Annotated in this window: 13 protein-coding genes and 5 pseudogenes; 8 read left to right on the top strand and 10 right to left on the bottom strand. The window is 59.3% G+C overall.

What is annotated here, in order from left to right; translation table 11 throughout:
- Positions 1-3: 3 nt before the first annotated feature.
- The 4 genes and pseudogenes from istB to ABH922_RS25935 form a co-directional block, all read right to left on the bottom strand.
- Positions 4-812 (bottom strand): annotated as a pseudogene (istB, locus tag ABH922_RS25950) (IS21-like element helper ATPase IstB).
- A 36-nt stretch (positions 813-848) separates the two neighbouring features.
- Positions 849-2,527, bottom strand: a pseudogene (istA, locus tag ABH922_RS25945) (IS21 family transposase).
- Between the two features lie 103 nt (positions 2,528-2,630).
- Complete coding sequence (locus tag ABH922_RS25940; RefSeq protein ID WP_424809914.1) at positions 2,631-2,855, bottom strand: hypothetical protein; 225 nt, start codon at positions 2,853-2,855, stop codon at positions 2,631-2,633.
- A gap of 547 nt (positions 2,856-3,402) precedes the next feature.
- Entirely contained in the window at positions 3,403-3,723 is a 321-nt protein-coding gene (locus ABH922_RS25935; RefSeq protein WP_424809824.1) for a hypothetical protein, read from the bottom strand.
- 350 nt (positions 3,724-4,073) lie between these two features.
- On the opposite strand from ABH922_RS25935, the gene ABH922_RS25930 reads away from it, so the two are divergent.
- The 5 genes from ABH922_RS25930 to ABH922_RS25910 all read left to right on the top strand — a co-directional run bounded on the left by ABH922_RS25930 (position 4,074) and on the right by ABH922_RS25910 (position 9,661).
- Positions 4,074-5,183, top strand: a complete 1,110-nt coding sequence (locus ABH922_RS25930) for a tyrosine-type recombinase/integrase (RefSeq protein WP_424809823.1) — start codon at positions 4,074-4,076, stop codon at positions 5,181-5,183.
- Positions 5,184-5,185: 2 nt separating this feature from the next.
- A complete protein-coding gene (locus ABH922_RS25925) occupies positions 5,186-5,518 on the top strand; it encodes a helix-turn-helix domain-containing protein (protein ID WP_424809822.1) in 333 nt (110 codons plus the stop codon).
- 1,002 nt (positions 5,519-6,520) lie between these two features.
- Positions 6,521-7,387, top strand: a complete 867-nt coding sequence (locus ABH922_RS25920; protein WP_424809913.1) for an IS5 family transposase — start codon at positions 6,521-6,523, stop codon at positions 7,385-7,387.
- Complete coding sequence (locus ABH922_RS25915) at positions 7,371-8,231, top strand: allantoate amidohydrolase (RefSeq protein ID WP_424809912.1); 861 nt, start codon at positions 7,371-7,373, stop codon at positions 8,229-8,231. Before ABH922_RS25920 ends, ABH922_RS25915 begins: the two co-directional genes overlap by 17 nt.
- A 239-nt stretch (positions 8,232-8,470) precedes the next feature.
- Positions 8,471-9,661, top strand: coding sequence for an NAD(P)/FAD-dependent oxidoreductase (locus tag ABH922_RS25910; protein ID WP_424809911.1), 1,191 nt, complete (start codon positions 8,471-8,473; stop codon positions 9,659-9,661).
- A gap of 279 nt (positions 9,662-9,940) precedes the next feature.
- Here the strand turns inward: ABH922_RS25910 and ABH922_RS25905 are convergent.
- The 3 pseudogenes from ABH922_RS25905 to ABH922_RS25895 all read right to left on the bottom strand — a co-directional run.
- A pseudogene (locus ABH922_RS25905) lies at positions 9,941-10,700 on the bottom strand (integrase core domain-containing protein); the annotation flags it as partial.
- 4 nt (positions 10,701-10,704) lie between these two features.
- Positions 10,705-10,836 (bottom strand): annotated as a pseudogene (locus tag ABH922_RS25900) (helix-turn-helix domain-containing protein); the annotation flags it as partial.
- 1,084 nt (positions 10,837-11,920) lie between these two features.
- Positions 11,921-12,190: pseudogene (locus ABH922_RS25895) on the bottom strand (AAA family ATPase); the annotation flags it as partial.
- Between the two features lie 66 nt (positions 12,191-12,256).
- Here ABH922_RS25895 and ABH922_RS25890 point away from each other — a divergent pair.
- From ABH922_RS25890 to ABH922_RS25880, 3 genes are all read left to right on the top strand, one after another.
- Positions 12,257-12,808: an ATP-binding protein gene (locus ABH922_RS25890; RefSeq protein WP_424809910.1), complete on the top strand. Its 552-nt coding sequence runs from the start codon at positions 12,257-12,259 to the stop codon at positions 12,806-12,808.
- A 651-nt stretch (positions 12,809-13,459) separates the two neighbouring features.
- The gene (locus ABH922_RS25885; RefSeq protein WP_424809909.1) at positions 13,460-13,861 is read left to right on the top strand and encodes a hypothetical protein; all 402 of its coding nucleotides are present in this window, start codon (positions 13,460-13,462) and stop codon (positions 13,859-13,861) included.
- Positions 13,862-14,132: 271 nt separating this feature from the next.
- The gene (locus tag ABH922_RS25880; protein WP_424809908.1) at positions 14,133-14,321 is read left to right on the top strand and encodes a LuxR C-terminal-related transcriptional regulator; all 189 of its coding nucleotides are present in this window, start codon (positions 14,133-14,135) and stop codon (positions 14,319-14,321) included.
- A 217-nt stretch (positions 14,322-14,538) separates the two neighbouring features.
- On the opposite strand, the gene lpdA is transcribed toward ABH922_RS25880, so the two are convergent.
- From lpdA to ABH922_RS25865, 3 genes are read right to left on the bottom strand one after another with little or no spacing between them, the layout of a single operon-like run.
- Entirely contained in the window at positions 14,539-15,948 is a 1,410-nt protein-coding gene (lpdA, locus tag ABH922_RS25875) for a dihydrolipoyl dehydrogenase (RefSeq protein ID WP_424809907.1), read from the bottom strand.
- Positions 15,948-17,171: a dihydrolipoamide acetyltransferase family protein gene (locus tag ABH922_RS25870; protein ID WP_424809906.1), complete on the bottom strand. Its 1,224-nt coding sequence runs from the start codon at positions 17,169-17,171 to the stop codon at positions 15,948-15,950. Before ABH922_RS25870 ends, lpdA begins: the two co-directional genes overlap by 1 nt.
- A complete protein-coding gene (locus ABH922_RS25865) occupies positions 17,168-18,172 on the bottom strand; it encodes an alpha-ketoacid dehydrogenase subunit beta (protein WP_424809905.1) in 1,005 nt (334 codons plus the stop codon). The genes ABH922_RS25870 and ABH922_RS25865 overlap by 4 nt, the downstream gene beginning before the upstream one ends.
- Position 18,173: the final 1 nt, after the last annotated feature.

The raw sequence follows: 18,173 nt of genomic DNA, 5'->3' as shown, positions 1-18,173 counted from the left end.
GGATCAGGCGGATTGCTGAGCTCGGGTATGAGCGAGCCGGTAGGAATCGGTGCCGGTTTCGATGATGTTGCCGCCGAACGTGAGCCGATCCACGATCGCCGCACAAAGCCTCGGATCGGTGAACGTTTTCGTCCAACCGGAGAAGGACTCGTTTGAAGCGATCGCGACGGAATTCTTCTCCTCCCGTTCGGTCAACACCTGGAAGAGCAGCTCAGCACCTCGCTTGTCGAGTTCCATGTAACCGAGTTCGTCCAGCAAAGTAGATCCACTCGGCCGTAACGGGCGATCGTGCGGGCGAGTTGTTTCTCGTCGGCAGCTTCGACGAGTTCGTTCACCAGTCGGGTCGCGAGGACGTATTTGACTCGGTAACCGTGTTCGGCTGCTGCGGCGCCGAGCCCGATGAGTAGATGCGATTTCCCGGTTCCGGAGTCCCCGATCAAACACAAGGGTTGCCCTTTGCGGATCCAGTCGCCGGTGGCGAGGGCACCGATGGTGGCGGGGTTGATGTTGGGGTTGGCATCGAAATCGAATTTGGCCAGCCATTTTTCGCGTGGGAACCCCGCTCCTCTGATCCGCCGCACCACACTTCTGCGGTCGCGGTCGTCGCATTCGGAGAGCAGAAGTTCCGCGAGGAATCCGTAGTAGGAGAGTTGGTCTTTGCGGGCTGCGGTGGCGGCGTCGGCGTCGGCGCCGACGGCGACGACGGCGACGACGGCACGCATGGTGGGAAGCCGAAGTCTCCGGCAGGCTTGATCGACGGCAGCGGTGGCGGCTTCCTCGGTCAAACCTCTGCGACGCAAGGTGGTGGACATTACGGCGGTGGGACGAACCATGTTCATGCCTTTCTTTCACTCGGCTCGGGCGGCAGGTTGGGCGGGGCCTCGGCGTTCGGGTAATCGCAGTAGTTGGTCGTAGTGATCCACCGTCGGCGCGGGCCGGAAATTGGCCGGCAGGCCTGCGATGATCGCTGCCGGATCGGCGAGACGGCGCCTGGTCAGGCTGACAACGCGTTGCTCACGGCCGTCGCGGCGAGCAACGAGATGACGAGCTGAACCGGACCCACCCGTGTTGGTATTCGATGATGCGTGTCGGCGGGCTTCGACCGCGACGACGTCGGCGGTGACCGCGCCGACGGTCAGCGCTGCGTCGATGCCGGCGATCACGTCATCGGCGTTCATGGTGCGGTGCAGGAGTAGAACATCAATGAGTTGGCGGGTTCCGCCGGCATCACCGTCAGTTTTTCTGGCCGCAGCCCAGAATGCGTCATGACTCGAGGTGAATGTTCCGTTCCTGCGGGCAGCGGCCAAAGCGCTCGCCCCGGGCAGGGCGCCGGGTTTGGTGGCCAGCACTTCGAGGTAGTGATCGAGTTCCAGCCCTTGACCGCCTTGGGTGATGACACGCTCGTGACGGGCGATCACCGTCCGTCTCTCGAAGACCACCACCTCCGATGCGCGCAGTGATACTCGCACTCGCCTACCGATGAAACGTGCTGGGACAAAGTATTTCGCCATCCGCGCCGTGATCAATACTGACCGATCGACTCTGGGAGTCAAGGACAGGCCGGGGTCGAATCCTTCGCCAGGAACAGGGCGCAGGAGCGGTGCTTCGACGGTGAAATCAGCTCCGACGGTTCGGATCCGGTCATTGATGCGTCGGCCGTCGTCGGCAGTGTCCCAGCTGCGGATCTTCTCGCCCAAGCTCATCGAGGGAGTCGACAACAGGCATCGGGGACAATCTGTTTCGGCGGAATCTGCCGACCTCGCCCTCCACGCCGCCCTTTTCGTGTGCTCCGGATATGCCGGGTTGGCCGTAGAACGGGTCGAAACCGAAATGCGAACGGAACAGCACCCAACGCGGGTTCTCCACCCGTCCTCGGGAAGACCCGTAGATCACTTTCTGCACTGCGCTGGTCAAATTGTCGTACCGGATGTGACGGGTCGCCGGCACCGCTGATCTCCTCGAACGCCGCGATATGGCCTTCGAAGAACGTTTCCTGCCCTCGCGTCGAGTACACGCGGTGCACAGCTTTCCCCGAGTATGAGAGGCGGAAGGTGAACATGTGGCATTTGGTTTTCACCCCGGCCAAGATCACCCACACTTCACCGAAATCGACTTCTGCTTCGGCTCCGGGAGCGTGTTCCTGCGGGACGAACACTTCGATTCGCCGACCGGCTTCGATGTCGATCTGCGCTCGCCGGACCCGCACGTAATCACGCACCGTCGAATACGACAACTCTTGCGCCCCATGCTCATCAGCCAACCTGGCAAGAATTCGCCGGGCCGTGTGACGTTGCTTGCGCGGGGCCTCGACATCGGCCGCCAGCATGCCGTCGATAGCGGCCGCATACGGATCGATCTTTCGGGACTGCCACACTCTCGGAGCTGGCTCCGGCGGCATCGCCGACGCCAGCGCTTGCCTCACTGTTCTGCGGTGAACGTGGTGACGTTTCGCTAGCGCACGAACCGAGAGCCCCTCGACACGAGATTCACGGCGGATCTGCTCGAACAGCTGCACTCTGGACCCCATCTCATGCCCTCCTGATCGTTGGCGTCACAGCCAACGATGGGGTGGGGCCACTCGAATCCGACACAACACGCCCGGCGCGTCGAGGTGGGGCCAACCAAACTTGTCACGACCCGCTCAACTGGGGCCAATCCAACCTGTCATAACCAGCCTCGATCTGATCGAGGCCGGCGGCGGCTACCAGACCTGTGCCGACGACAACCCAGATAACGGACGCGGCTGCGGCTTGCTCGAGTGCGGTGCTGTAGTCGGCTGCCGCATGGGCACCGATGACATCGGTGCGCGCGACGAACGCGAGGGTGGCTGGTGATCCGGTGAGAGCGATCATCACGACGGAATCGGCGGGAAACGAATCCGAGCAATGCCGGGATTGCGGCCAAGACGTCGGTGGCGGTCCTCAAACGGATGTTCTGCATGTCGTTCCCCTTGCTGTGACAGTGACCGGGCCTGGTGCCTCGCCAATTTTTTTCGCCTTCTGGCAAAGGAGAATCGTGTCGGCATGAGGGGGCCGGCGCTTGCGCCGCCAGGGGTTGCGCACAGGTCACCGCCGACGAGAATCGGAAGGCCCGAAGGAGAATAGAAAGATGTTCTTCATCAGGACGTAGCGCAGCGGAGTTCATTTGGAGAATCCCAGCGCTGAGCTTGTTGCCGCGTATGCAGAGTTGCAGGCTGCGGAGGCGGCGATTGATCGTGGCTACAGGGTCGTTATTAAGCCGCCGTCGACAGCCCGGATCGGTTGCGCTCCTTGCGGCGATGTGAGTGACCCGAAAACGGTTCGGGCTCTTGCTCGGCTGTTGAGCGATCACGCCGAAAAATTCGAGTAGGAGCAGTTCACCGCCACATTTGTTCTGGTCAGTCCGATTTTTGTTTGGAAGTTTTCAGTCGCGGCCGAGGTCGTGGGCGCGTTTCGGTGTCTGGGTCCGCGGGGTTTCCGGCCCGGTCGTCCCTGATTCCCGTGAACTTGTCGGTGGCTGTGCCGGGTAGTCGAGTAGGCGGCTGCGCATGAGGTCGCTGAGTTCGTTGGGGTTGTACGGTGCGCGGTTTCCGCTGCGGAGGTGCTCGATCATCGCTTTGTGGTGCTCGGCTACCTGGAGGTGAATGGCTGTGTCTTGTGTGGCCGCGAGGGTGGGTGGTTCGGTGTTGTTGCGGTGTACGCCGGCGGCGAGGACATCGCGGAGCGGTGTGTGGGTTGCTTCCATGGCGACGTAGCGGGCTGCTTGTACTGCGGAGGCGTGGACTTTTTGCCAGTCGATGCTCCAGCCGGAGGATTTGAGGAGTTCGTCGAAGAAGACTCGTTGTGTGCGGGAGTTGCCGTCTCGGAATGGGTGCAGGACGAACCGCCACCTATTCCATCAGATGCAACATCGCGGTGACCTGCACTGATCCGGCACGAATGTGAGCGCGAGCGCTGCCAAGGACACTTCATGGAAGATACCTAACTCACGATGTTGGTGCACTGTTGCTAGACAGACGAATTCGCGACGAATGCGGCCCATCTTCTGTCCGGGACTCTTGCGGACGGGTCTACGTTTGATGCAACATTGTTGCTGTGAGTACGCCTTCTGAATCTGTCATTGCGGAGTTCCGGCGGCGCGGCATTGTGCCCATCGATGAGCCAGCTTTTGTATTCGACGAGATGGTCGAGGGCTTCTCGCAGCAGCAGGCAAGTCGGGGCCTAGCGAAGGCTACGGTCGAGGTCCGGAGATCGCAGATCCAGCGGTTTCGGCACTTCACAGACACTTACCCTTGGCAGTGGCTGCCCGGAGATCTGGAGGACTTCACCACGAGCCTGCTCTCGGGTGACAAGCCTCGTTCACACTCGACACTGCGCGGCTATCAAGTGACGTTGCGACTGTTCTGCGCGTATCTGACTGACCAGCGCTACAACTGGGTCAGCGAGTGCCGCCAGCGGTTCGGAGAAGTCCCCACCCAGATTTGTTTCGAATGGAACACGATCGCGCATCTGGCAGCATTTGAAGGAAAACCCGGGCGACGGCCGTTCGATTACGACGAGCTCGAGAAGTTCTTCGACGTCGCCGATGCCCGCGTAGACCGCATACGCAGCAGCGGACGTAAAGGGGCTCTCGCCGCACTACGCGACGCACAGTTGTTTAAGACGATCTATGCCTACGGGCTCAGGCGGACCGAGGCACTGCAACTCGACGTTGCCGATCTACGTTCCAACGCCAAGGCAGATCGGTTCGGTCGCTTCGGTCTCCTCCATGTGCGATACGGCAAAGCTTCACGCGGCACACCGCCGAAGCGCCGGTCTGTTCTGACATTGCCCGAGTTCGATTGGATCGTCGAAGGTTTGGACTTCTACCTCGAAGAGATACGAGAGAAGTTCCACCCGGGTGAGAGCCCCGCATTGTGGCCGACCGAACGCGGGACGCGGGTGGGTGGCAAGTACTTCAATCTGCGCTTCGCCGAGTTGCGCGACGAGGCGGGCCTCGACGAAAATCTCACGCCGCACTCGCTGCGCCACTCATATGTGACCCACCTGGTGGAATTCGGATACTCCGAACAGTTCATTCAGATCCAGGTCGGACACGCCTACGCCTCAACGACCGCCATCTACACCTCCGTCAGCGACGACTACCGCAACAGCGTGGTCTCCGACGCAATCAATCGCTTCTACTTCCCAACCAAGGACGGATAGCAATGCGCTCCACAATTGACTGGCGACTGCGATCGTTGATGGCCGAGCGCGGCATGTTCCAAACCACTGACCTTCTGGAACCTCTGCGCGACGCTGGCATCGCACTTTCGCGTGAACAGGTCTTCCGCCTGGTCACACAGACCCCGCAACGAATGAATATGGAAGTCTTCGCCGCGTTATGCACAATCTTCGACTGCGAACCCAACGACCTCATTCACGTCGCCGCGGCCGTCCAGGACACACCGCGCCGAACTGGGACCGGCGGCCCAATCGATGACATCGGCGATGCCCGCCCAGTGCGAGCGCGAATAAACCGGCCACAGCACCGGAAATGACGACAACCCGCACCGGCCGAGATCTAACCGACGCCATCACAAAACTGCTTGCAATCAAGAAGATTCAGGCACTAGACCACGTAGTGGCCGAGGAGATCGCCCGGGTGGACCCCACGCGGCACACCACACTTCTCAGATATCTCTCCCGCTCTGATGTCGATCTCGCATCGGTTGACCCCGAGACACCAATTGCAGCCCAAATCTTTCTTGCACGGTTGATCCGACGAGGCGTCACCACCATCGGCCTACCTGCATGTCCGAGTTGTCACCAACGCCGCGTCCTGCGACGCCGAGATCCGGAAGGACGGCGCGTTTGCTACCGCTGTTACGAGCGGCAACACTATGGCGAGTGTCCTACATGCCAGCGCATGAAAAAACTGACATCAGAAACCGACGGTCAGGGCCGGCGACTATGCCAACGGTGCTCACCGCGAGGCGCCACCCAAATCACCTGCTCTGCTTGTGGGAAGAACGTCACCGCAGCCACCAAGATCGACGGACAAGACGTTTGCCTGAGCTGCTACCCACGCAAACCGAGCACCTGCTCAGCATGTGGCAAGGAGAAGAAAGTCGCCAGCCATATCCGGTCGACGCCCCACTGCTTCGCCTGCCACAACCGCATACTCCGAAACCCGCAACCATGCCCGATCTGCAGAGATAAGCGAATCTTGGCGTTCACCAACGAAATCCAGACACCGATCTGCGCCGAATGCGCCGGTCAACCAGCCCGGTACGCATGCCGCAGATGTGGCAGCGAATCAACCTCACGTAATGAACACGAGGGGCCGGGCGCAACACTCAGCCCGGCCCCTCGCCGCCACACCCACAGCCGAACACCCAATGGACACTTACTTACGTGAGCAGCGGTCGAGAAAACTCTGATGACCAACGCCGGCTGACAGTGAGAGTGCGTCCGGAAACTCACGATGGCGATGGGCGGTGTGGTGGGCTCCTGATTAGGTCAGTGATGTCGATTCGCTGCCCGTACCCAGGAGCCCACCAATGTCGTCATCATTGATTCCGCAGTGCTCGTCGTGCCCGCCCCACGCGGTACGCTGGCACCGGTGCGCGGTGTATCCGTCCTCGTCGCTGACCGACGCGCAGTGGACGATGCTGGAACCGTTGCTGCCGCCGCCTGGTAATGCGGCGGGTCGCGGCGGACGGCCCGAAAAGCATTGCCGCCGAATGATCCTGGATGCCATCCTGTACCTGGTGCGGGGCGGGATCGCGTGGCGTCAACTGCCTGCCGACTTCCCGCCTCCGACCACTGTCTACGACGTGTTCACCCGCTGGGTGCGAGCCGGGGTGTGGCGGCGTATCCATGACGCGCTGCGCGACCGGCTGCGGGTGCGGGCCGGACGAGATCGATGCCCGACCGCGGCGGTTATCGACTCGCAGACCCTGCCCGCCGCCGACACGGTGCCCCGATCCAGTCGCGGATGGGACGGCGGGAAACGTACGAATGGGCGCAAGCGACACATCGCGGTGGATGTGACCGGGCTGCTGCTGGCCGTGGTGGCTACCGCCGCGTCGATCCAGGACCGTGATGCCGCGTTCCGGCTACTGGCGCGTCTGCGTGACGCATTTTCCACGATCCGGCTGGTCTGGGCCGACGGAGGTTACCCCGGTCGGCTGGTCGGCTGGGCGAACCAGGTTGTCGCCCTTCGGATTCAAATCATCAAACGCATCCCCGGCAGTACCGGATTCCACGTCCGGCCCTGGGTCTGGGTCGTCGAGCGGACCTTCGCCTGGATCAACAAGCACCGCCGCTGCGTCCGCGACTACGAAACCAGACCCGACCACCACGAAGCCATGGTGCACATCGCCATGATCGGCCTCATGACTCGACGACTTGCACGAATCTCATGAGTATCCGGACGCCCTCTTAGCGTGCCTAGGATCCCAGTTACTCACGGGCGACGTAGACCCTGACCGCGTCCGGGCTCTCTCCGACTCCGACGGCCGCACCTACGCAGAGCTTGCCCGAGCAAACGGACTCGATCCCCGCCATATCGGCCCCGATCCCGAAAGACTCGCGTCGATTGCTCAATTCGTGGAACTTCATGTTGAGCAGGGGAGGGGCCTGGTCGACCTTGGTCAACCCATCGCAGTTGGTTCGTCAATTATAGGTCACGGACGTTGGCGTCTATCGTTCATTGGTCAGGGCAACCATGCAGGCACTACCCCGATGGCCTGGCGCCGTGATCCAATGATCTCCGCTGCGCAGACGGTTTTGGACGTTCGTGAACTCGGGCGGACATACAAAGGCGCCAGGGCCACCGTGGGCAAGATCGACCCGACCCCTGGGGGCACGAATGCAATAGCTTCTCGTGTCGATGTTTGGCTTGATGTACGTCACGATTCGGATGAGGTCGTGGCCTCTCTAGTCGCCGACATAACCGATGCAGCTCGGAGGACCGGTGAAAACGAGGGGTGCGCCGTTTCCCTGGTCGAGACATCCATATCGCCGACTGTCTCATTTGATGAAACGTTGCGTCACCAGATCTCGCGTGTCCTCCCCAACGCCCCAATACTCTCGACCGGAGCAGGTCATGACGCTGGAGTACTCGCAGCACACCTACCTACGGCGATGCTGTTCGTTCGTAACCCGACTGGAATTTCGCATGCCCCCGAGGAGTATGTGGAAGGCGTGGACGCCGCAGCTGGCGCGACGGCCCTCGCTGATGTGCTGCAGAACTTGGCCGCAGTCTGAACGCCCTCACAAGCCCGGGGAAGCCCGTTAAAGAATCGACGCCACTGATCGCCGATTAAGGTGCAGGAATCAATCGGCTTACGAAATCGCGACCATAAAGCTCTCCGCAGCAAAAGCTGATGCACTAACGTGCAGCGTATATATAAGTCGAATTGTGCATCTTAGCCCAGTACGCGGCCCTAGCCGAGGTAGACAGGGCGCGATTAAATCCTTGCAACACTCATGGAAGGTTAAAAGATATGGATAGAACGTGTAACTATGTAATCGTTGGCGGTGGCTTGGAAGGCTTGGCTATAGCATGGACGCTGGCTGCTCGAGGTGAGACAGACGTCCTAGTTCTTGAGAAGGAAACCATCTGTTCAGGAATGACAGGTAAGTCAAGCGGCGTCGTCCGGGCGCATTACGGGAATAAATCGTTGGCCGCGATGGCTTGGTATGGAGTTGGTGTTTTTGAACAGGCGACCGAGCTTTTCGGCGACGACATGGCGTTTAATCAGTGCGGATATGTGGTCGGGGTAGAAGAAAAAAACCTCAATGCTCTCCGAAAAAACGTCGCTATGATGCAGGGCGTCGGTGTCGATGTCGAGCTTATTGGGCACGACAAGATGGCGGAACTATGGCCTGGATTACGCCTGGACGACTTCGCTGGCTTTGCCTACGAGCCTCGGGGTGGACGGGGTGAAGCTTATATGGCCGGGATGGCGTATGCTGCGGCTGGCCGCCGTGAAGGCGTTAAGATCAGACAGTCCACAAAGGTCGCCGAATTGCTACAGGGGACAAATAGTAGTGTTATCGGAGTCCGCCTCGCCAATGGAGACGAAATCCTAGCCGGCACAGTAATTCTCGCGACAGGGCCCTGGGCTCCTGAACTCACACAGCCACTGGGCTTCGATCTTGATGTCAGAGCTCAGCGCGCGCAGTTGGTCCTAATCGACCAGGGCGAACCTACGCCGGTTGTTCCAGTGCTTTCGGATCTTGCCGGGCTGTCATATCTGTGCCGGGAGCCGAATGGGGAGTTACTCGTTGGGAACTCCGATCACCAGGCTCCTCAGTTCATTGATCCAGACAATTACGTGAATCGCGCTGATGATAGTACCTTCGAAAAAATTGTAGAGAAGATGACCCACCGGATCCCGCACATGCCTGACCCCCGAATTACAAGTTCTTACGTCGGCGCATATGATGTCACGCCGGATTTTAATCCAATTATTGGACCCGCGCCAGTGGAGGGTTTGTTCTTAGCTACCGGTTTTTCTGGTCACGGTTTTAAAATTGCTCCGGCGGTGGGCCATCTAGTAGCCGACCTGGTGACCAAAGGCGTTAGTGCGATGCCTAATGTGGATGCCCACGATTTTCGATACTCCAGGTTTTCTGAAAACGACCCTCTTACCAGTGAAAACCCGTACATCGGCGCAGGAGAGATGCGGTAGTTAAGGCTGACCCCGCGAAAAGGGAGAATCGGGCTCCCTCCCGTCCCTACCGAAAACGAAAGCGGAATAACCGATACTGCTCACGGCAACTTCGGCTAAACGGGTATACGAGTTGAGAGTGCCGCAATCTACGTGAACAAGAGCGCTTGATGTCGGTGGTTAATACTGCAATTCACGAATCCGCACCGTCTCCGGCAGCGGCGTCCGTTCCTTGTAGCGACTATGCAGCAGAGTTAACTCAACAGTCAGCCCAACGCGCGCTGTGCAACTGAAAGAGGCTTATGACCGCGGGTCTCGTGCTTTTTGCTCGAGGCGTTCGTAGGGTGTTTGGCCCGAGAGGGCGCCGTGGGGTCGAACGTAGTTGTAGTGGTCTTCCCTTTATTGGAACCGCTCGGCGAAGAGGTTCGCATCATCGATGACTTCACCTTCGAGCAGTCGGTAGAACTCGTCGGAATCGATGTGATGGGAGCGCTCGACTTTGCCGTTCAGGCGCGGGGCTCGGGGACGGATCTTGACGGGGCCGATGCCCATGTCGAGGAGGTGCCAGTGGAACGCCGAGCCGTATTCCTGGCCGTTGTCCGTTTGAGCTTTCTCGACCTGGAACGGCAGCTTCGACAAAACGTGGTCGATGAACTGAATCGCGACCTTCTGATCGTTGCGCGGATAGGCGCGCAGGACCCGCAATCGCGTGCAGTCGTCGGTTGCGGGGTACTGGTGGTAACGCTTCTTCTTTCCGGTTTGACAAAGTGGTTCAATGAATTTCACGTCCACTTGCAGTTGATGGCCGGGGCGTTGTTTCTCGTAGCGTTTCCACCGGGTCTGCGTGCGTTTATACCGTTGCGATGCAGGTAGCCGGTTGAGTCCGAGCTTGTGAAGGATGCGTCAGACACCGGACGGGCTGATGGTCACGTCGTGATAACGCGCGAGGTACATCGAGATCCTTTGACGCCCGAAATGATACGGCTGGCGAAGCCAGTGGATCTTCTCGATCACCTCCGGATCGGTCTTGGTGGGCTGATGGTGCGGCATGCTCGACCGATCGTTCAGCCCCCGATTCCTTCTTCGTCGAACCGTTGCCGCCACACGTAGTAGCACTGCCGGCTGATGCCGTAATAGCGGCAGGTGGCGGCGACGCTGCCACTGATTTCCTCGACGTGACGCAGCACTGCGAGTTTGTGTTTTGCCCGACGTTCGAGCGCTCGTGGTCACATGGGGAATTTTGCTTTCATCGGAAGACCCAACTGTCAACAACCTCCATAGGTTTTAGATATAGCTTCAATACACCGACATTGGCGTGAAGAGATTTCGACCGGCTTGACAAACGGGAGTCTTCCACGGTCGACGGTTCAGCTCGCATGGTCGGTCCAGTAATGCACCAATCGAATTATCATCGGTTTCAAGACGTCTCGGCGAATCGCCCTGCGCGAGGATGCAACGCCTCGCCATACACGTCCGACGGAGCTCCGCGGGCGTTAGGGCATCGACTACCCGTACGCTTCGGCGCCCCAGAGCCATGCTTTGAGCCAAATATGATGTGCGCCATGGTTTGTGTGTCTACAGTGGTTGTGCAACGTGCGGTCTGCGATGCACCACCATGGACTCGTGGACGCCAATCAGTGATTGGGTCGGGAAGTGAGCTGTGTCCCAAGCGCTAGTGGCGGTGGCTCAGCCCCGTAGTGTCCATCCCCGCATATCGAGTCGAGCACGGTGGACGAGCACCACAGCAAAGGTCTCGCGACTGCTGGCGAGGGGCGATAGAATCGTGACCAGTTGCCCTCGTGCACCATTGATCAAAATCCGTGAGCAATTTTCAGGCTCGTGATTATTCGGGTCAAGGGGCTGAGCGAACAGCGCGAGAGCAAACAGGGCGAGAGCACCGGAATCGGGGAGCAACTCTTGGCCAGCGTCGCTGCTCGCGAACAAAGTTGAACAACCGGCGAGCTATTTGCGGGCATCCCTCGGTTTGGGGAGACCTGCGGCGGTCAGTGGTGCATGCCATCGACGCACCCAGGATAGTGCTTCACCCAGGATAGTGCTTCTGGTCGCGCCCCCACGAACCTATTCTTTTGACTAAATTTACCGTGTGGCCTTCTTCAACTGCCGGCCGATCATCGCGATGGGAGTGTCGTGTTATGAGCCACAGGGAGAGTTGGCGTGCTGCGAAAAACATAGTCAACGTGAAGCTCCGGTGGTTACGTGCAGCGTGCAGCAGACCCGGTCGAGATGTACTGCGAGGCTACAGCACACGAGAAAGGGCTCTTGCGTTCGTGCGTTTACCGGATTTGTAAGAACAATCTCGGGTGGGCCGGTCTCGACGATTCTGCCTTCAGCCATGAATACAACCGTGTCAGCGACCTCGCGAGCGAATCCGATTTCATGTGTGACAACCACCATTGTGATTCCGGTGTTGGAGAGCCTCTTCATAACGTCCAGCACGTCCCCGACAAGCTCTGGATCGAGTGCAGATGTAGGTTCATCGAAGAGCACGATCTCGGGGTGCATCGCTAGTGCACGTGCGATTGCGACTCGTTAGTTGAACTGGCTGAACTTCGTGTCGAATCACTTGTTGCAGAGGTCGTTGCGCACACATTCGAATTGAGTGATCAATCGGCACGCGGTGCCCACGACCTCCTCATCGAATTGCTTTCGCAAAGAAGGCTCTTACTTGTTCTCGACAACTGTGAGCACCTCTTAGATGCAGTGTGCGAATTGGTGGGGATGTTGCTTCGCGCGTGCCCCAACATGGTCATCCTTGCCACCAGTCGCGAACCGCTCAGGATCGCGGGTGAGCACGTCACAGCGGTACCCCCACTGGGCATCCCACGATCCGCCAATACGGTTGGGGGTGCGGGTGCCTACACCCAGTGTGACTCGACTACCTTGTTCAACGAACGCGCATCATCCGCCCATTCAGGTCTTGAATTAGACGGCAATGCGCAGGAAGTCGTTGCCTCGATCTGCCGTAAGCTCGATGGCTTGCCACTGCCTATTGAACTAGCTGCAGCGATGCTTCAATCCATGTCGGTCCGGCAAATACTTGAGCGCCTGACTGACCGCTACAAGCTTTTGGTGCGTTCGGGTCGCGATGCGCTCGCGGCAACAAACACTTCGCCTTTGCGTCGACTGGAGTTACGAACTTTGCACTGAAGAAGAGCGGCAGATGTGGGCGAGGCTGTCCCTATTCGCAGGCGGGTTCGAACTCGATGCAGCTGAGGAATTTTGCGCTAAGCCCGACTCGGCTGCAATTCTTGACGTCCTCACTGCTTTGGTAGATAAACCCATACTCATTCGCGAAACCGTGGATCAAACCGTCCGATTTCACATGTTGGAAACTTTGCGACTGTACGGAAGAAAAAGGCTGGATGAATCTGTCGAACATACTAAACTACGACGTAAGTATCTTGTTTGGCATCAGAAACTAACTGCGAGAGCAGAAGTAGAATTTCTGACGCTCCGTCAGGCGGAGTGGAACAACCGACTCACCCGGGAACTTCCCAATATTCGAGACGTAATGCAGTATAGCCTGGGATCCACCCCTGCGGATCTGGAAATCGGGCTAGAAATAGTAACCAGCCTGTTCCCGTATTGGCTTTTTCACGGACTGTTCCGTGAAGCACGGTACTGGATTGCACAGTTCATAGATCACCGTGAAGACAAGACCAGCATTCTGGGTCAATGCGTTCAAAGCAGGCTCCATCTTTGCCACGATGCAAGGGGATCTTGATGCCGCGACCGACCTTTCTATGTAAAGGCCGTGAGACAGCGTACTTCACTTCCACTCCTGCTGCCCAGGCTGCTATGGACAATGCCGAGGGCACAATTCAACTTGAGCAGCAGAACATGCCAGGCGCAGTTGCGTCACTTCAGGCCGCTGCGACTAAATATCTCGACGGCGGTGACACAGTCGGCAACATACGAGCATTAGCATCGCTAAGTATTTGCCATGTCATCTGCGGTGACTCGGCTAGGGCTCGTACATGCGCGGAGCAAGTCAGCGCCGCCATCAATACTGAGGATGAGTGCATGTACAAATCGGTAGCCCTGTGGGTTCTGGGCTTCGATGAATCCACACGCGACACCCGCAAAGCCTCCGACTTGCTCGGCGAGTCTCTAAATTTATCGATCGCGATCGATAATCTGTTGTGGTCGGATGGTGTTTGGAATCATTCGCCCGGCGCGCAATATTTACCCCGATTTTAATCGAGCGGCGATACTGCTCGGTGGCGCGACGAACTTATGGAACCGAATGGGGAATCAAAGTGGTAATCCTCCCGTGTTGGCCAGCTACCGCAACTATGTTGAGTTAGCTGCAATTCGAAAACTCGGACAGACCAGATTCAAAGAGTTGCGACAGGAGGGTATTGCCATGGGACTGGAACCTATTTTCGCATATGCGCTTTGTAAATCGCCGGAACTTCCTTCCGCACATTCATCTTCTACGACTTCGCCACTGACAAAACACGAAAGATAGGTGGCCATTCTCGTAGCGAAAGGCTTCACAAACAAGGAAATCGCTGCGCGATTTGTCATTGCAAAGCGTACCGTAGATGGTCACGTCGAACATGTGTTAGTCAAGCTCGGATTCCGAACCAGAGCACAAATTTCAGCTTGGGTCGCCGCTCAGAGTGCCCGATCCAGAGAAGGCTATGAACCCACATGATTCTCTAGCGGATCAGCCGAGTTCTCGGCAAGAGGATTCCTCGGAAGAGAACCATTCATCCTACCCAGTTCGCGAGATTTACATCATAGGCAATTTACACCGGCAATAGATACCAGACCAATTGATGGTCGTGTGTATCGACACAACCATCAATTGGGTCTTCATTTCAAGAGAGTTCATCGTCGATGCTCATTGCAGATCCTCTCCTGGTTATGGGTCAACCGTGCGCGTGTAGTGGTGTTCCCGCGAGGGCGAGCATGGCCTCACCCAACGCTTCGCTCTGGCTGGGGTGTGCGTGGATGAAACGCCCCACTTCATCGGGAAGCGCTTCCCAGGCAACGGCCAACTGCGCTTCACCGATCAGCTCGCCAACCCGGTCGCCCACCAGGTGGACGCCGACGACGGGACCTCTGGTTCCGCTACGAATCACTTTGATTCCCCCGGTGGTTCGCAGGATCTGACTCTTGCCGTTACCCGCCAGGTCGTAGACGACGGTGGAGATGTCGCCGTACTGCGTGCGCGCCGCAACTTCGCCGAGCCCGACTGATGCGACTTCGGGATGCGAGTACGTCACGCGAGGAATCAAGTGTTCGGCGACCGGTAGCGGATCCTTCCCGGCGATCTGTTCAGCCACAAAGATTCCTTGTTGGAAACCTCGGTGCGCCAACGCAAGACCGGGCACGATGTCGCCGACCGCGTACACACCGTCCACGGACGTACGGAGGCGTTCGTCGGTGACGACAAAACCCTTGTCGAGGCTGATTCCATTCTCTTCGAAACCGTTACCGTCCGTGCGGGGTCCGCGGCCGACGGCGACCAACAGTAGGTCGGTATCGAGCGTCGTTCCGTCGCCCAATTCGACGCGGACGGAATCGGCTGCTTCTTTCGCGGAAACGATCTTTGTGTCTGTCTTACAGACGATTCCGCGTTTCCGGTAGGACCGCTCCAGCTGCTTCGACGACCACGGATCCTCGGCGGCGATCAGTCGGGGGAGGGCCTCGACGATCGTGACTTCGGCGCCGAACGAGCGCCACAGGCTCGCGAACTCGACACCGATGACACCGCCACCGAGCACTGTCGCGCTGCTGGGCACCCGGTCGAGTTCGAGCGCCTGGTCACTGGTGAGGATCCGGCGGCCGAGTTCTATGCCGGGCAGTTCCCGCGGATACGAACCGGTGGCCAGAACGAGTGATGTTCCGGTGTAGCGGGTTCCGTCGACGTCGATGCTCCGCCCACCGACGTACGTTCCGTATCCGTTGACAATAGTGATCTTGTGTTGCGCCAACAAACCGTTCAGACCGCTGTACAGCCGCTCGACTGTCCCGTTCTTGTAGGCGTGCACCTGCGCGATGTCGATGCCGTCAAAAGATGCCCGGACTCCGAATTGCTCACTGGTGCGTGCCGAGTCGGCCACCTCGGCGGAATGCAGCAGCGCCTTGGTCGGGATGCATCCGCGGTGCAGGCACGTTCCGCCGACCTTGTCTGCCTCGACCAATGTGACCGACAATCCGAGTTGGGCGGCGCGGATGGCGCAGGCATAGCCGCCCGATCCGCCACCGAGGATCAGGACATCACTGTGCCGTTTGCCGGCCGTCATCGAAGCCTTGGTCATCGGAGCCGTGGTCATCAGAGCCTTCCCAGGATGCGGATCGGGTTCTCGATGTAGTCACCGAACAGCCGTAGGAAACCGCCGGCTTCGCCGCCGTCACAGACGCGGTGATCGAAGCTCAACGAGATCTGAGTGACCTTACGGACGGTCAACTCGCCGTTCACCACCCACGGCTTGTCGATGATGCGTCCGATCCCCAGAATTGCCGCCTCGGGGTGGTTGATGATCGGAGTCGATCCGTCAACCCCGAATACCCCGTAGTTGTTGAGTGTGAACGTGCCGCCGGTCAGGCGGGCGGGCTCGAGTTTGCCGTCGCGGGCAAGGTCGGTGGTTACCCGAAGTGCCTGTGCGAGTTCGACAGTGCTCAGGGTGTCGGCATTGCGAATGACCGGCACCATCAATCCCTTCGGTGTCTGTGCGGCGATTCCGAGGTGGATGCGGGCGTGTCGAGCTATCTCGCCTCGAGCCGTGTCGACCGACGAGTTCAGTTCGGGGTACTGCGCCAATGCGGCGGTGGTCAGCCGAGCCAGCAGCGCCATCAGGCTGATCTTGTCGGAATCGGGCAGTGACTTGTTGATCTCGCCTCGCGCCGCCAACAGTTCGGTGGCGTCGACGTCGACCCAGGTTGTCGCGTCGGGAATCTCGCGGCGGCTGGTGGACAGCTTGTCGGCCACCACCTTGCGTAGCCCCTTGATCGGGATCCGCTGGTCGCCCACATGCGACGTTTCCGTTTCCGTGCCGGTGTTCGACCCTGCCTCGACATCAGCGCGGGTGATGACCCCGCCTGCACCGGATCCGGAGAGGATAGACAGGTCGATATCGTTGTCGGCAGCCAGTTTACGAACGATCGGCGAGATCACGCGTACCGACGAAGAAGTCCGACGTCGGCGTCTCGGTGCATCCTCACTGGTGCCGTAGCCGATCAGGACGTTACCCGAACCGGCACGTTCTTCTTCGCGGTATTGCTCGTGGTTAGCCGAAATGACCGCGTCGACACTCTCGCCACCACTCACAGTGATCAACGGCGTACCCACCTTCACGGTGTCACCGTCTTTGCCGTGGAGTTCGATCACGGTCCCGGCGAACGGGATGGGCACATCCACAGCAGCTTTCGCAGTCTCGACCTCGACGACGATCTGATCGATGGTGACCACGTCGCCTACCTTGACGTGCCACTCCGCAATGTCGGCCTCGGCCAGTCCTTCACCCAGGTCCGGGAGCATGAATACCTGATTGCTCATGCCGTCACCGCCCAACGGGTATCGGGAGTGTCGTTCCACTGCAGACGATCGACGGCATCGAGGACGCGATCGACGCTCGGCAGATGGTGACGCTCGAGCTTCGGTGCGGGGTAGGGGATGTCGAATCCGCTGACCCGGAGCACCGGGGCGTGGAGATGGTGGAAGCACCGCTCCTGCACGCGAGCAGCAATTTCCGCACCCACGCCGGCAAAACCTTGCGCCTCCTGGATGACGATGCAGCGTCCGGTCTTTCGCACCGATGCAGTGACCGTCTCGTCGTCGAACGGCACTATCGAGCGGATGTCGATCACCTCGATGTCGCGGCCCTCGGCCGCAGCGGCCTCGGCCGACTTCAGTGCAACCTCCACGGACGGGCCGTAGGCAATGAGCGTCGCGTCACGACCGGGGCGCCGGACGACCGCGCGACCGATCGGCTCACGTGCGGTCAGTTCGACATCGGCACGGGAGAAATACAGCTTCTTGGGTTCGAGGAAGATCACCGGGTCGGGGTCCTCGATCGCCGAACGTAGCAGTGAGTACGCATCTTCCACCGTGGACGGCGACACGACCTTCAGGCCGGGCGTGTGTGCGTAGTAGCCCTCGCTGGAATCACAGTGATGCTCCACCCCGCCGATACCACCGGCAAAAGGAACACGGATGACGATCGGAATCGACAGTGCGCCCTTCGTGCGGTTGCGGATCTTTGCGACGTGGGAGGCGATCTGCTCGAATGCCGGATAGGCAAACGCGTCGAACTGCATTTCCACGACCGGACGAAAACCGGCCATGGCCATGCCGATTGCGAATCCGATAATGCCGGACTCGGCGAGGGGAGTGTCGAAGCACCGGTCGTCGCCGAAGTCGCGGGTGAGGCCGTCGGTGACGCGGAAAACCCCGCCCAGGGTGCCGACGTCCTCACCGAAGACGACGACGTTGTCGTCGGCGGCCAACGAGTCCCGTAGTGCGGTGTTGAGGGCTTGAGCCATCGTGAGCATGGGCATG

Origin of the sequence: Rhodococcus sp. 27YEA15 (genome assembly GCF_049739425.1) — a bacterium.
Lineage (GTDB): Bacteria > Actinomycetota > Actinomycetes > Mycobacteriales > Mycobacteriaceae > Rhodococcus_F.
The sequence above is the reverse complement of the archived record's forward strand: the minus strand, read 5'-3'. Positions and strand labels throughout refer to the sequence as shown.

Coding starts and splice junctions, on each gene's coding strand:
- ABH922_RS25920 (WP_424809913.1), top strand. CDS start 6,521: ATGTCGTCATCATTGATTCCGCAGTGCTCGTCGTGCCCGCCCCACGCG.
- ABH922_RS25870 (WP_424809906.1), bottom strand. CDS start 17,171: ATGAGCAATCAGGTATTCATGCTCCCGGACCTGGGTGAAGGACTGGCC.
- ABH922_RS25925 (WP_424809822.1), top strand. CDS start 5,186: ATGCGCTCCACAATTGACTGGCGACTGCGATCGTTGATGGCCGAGCGC.
- ABH922_RS25865 (WP_424809905.1), bottom strand. CDS start 18,172: ATGCCCATGCTCACGATGGCTCAAGCCCTCAACACCGCACTACGGGAC.
- ABH922_RS25935 (WP_424809824.1), bottom strand. CDS start 3,723: ATGGAAGCAACCCACACACCGCTCCGCGATGTCCTCGCCGCCGGCGTA.
- ABH922_RS25910 (WP_424809911.1), top strand. CDS start 8,471: ATGGATAGAACGTGTAACTATGTAATCGTTGGCGGTGGCTTGGAAGGC.
- lpdA (WP_424809907.1), bottom strand. CDS start 15,948: ATGACCACGGCTCCGATGACCAAGGCTTCGATGACGGCCGGCAAACGG.
- ABH922_RS25885 (WP_424809909.1), top strand. CDS start 13,460: ATGGACAATGCCGAGGGCACAATTCAACTTGAGCAGCAGAACATGCCA.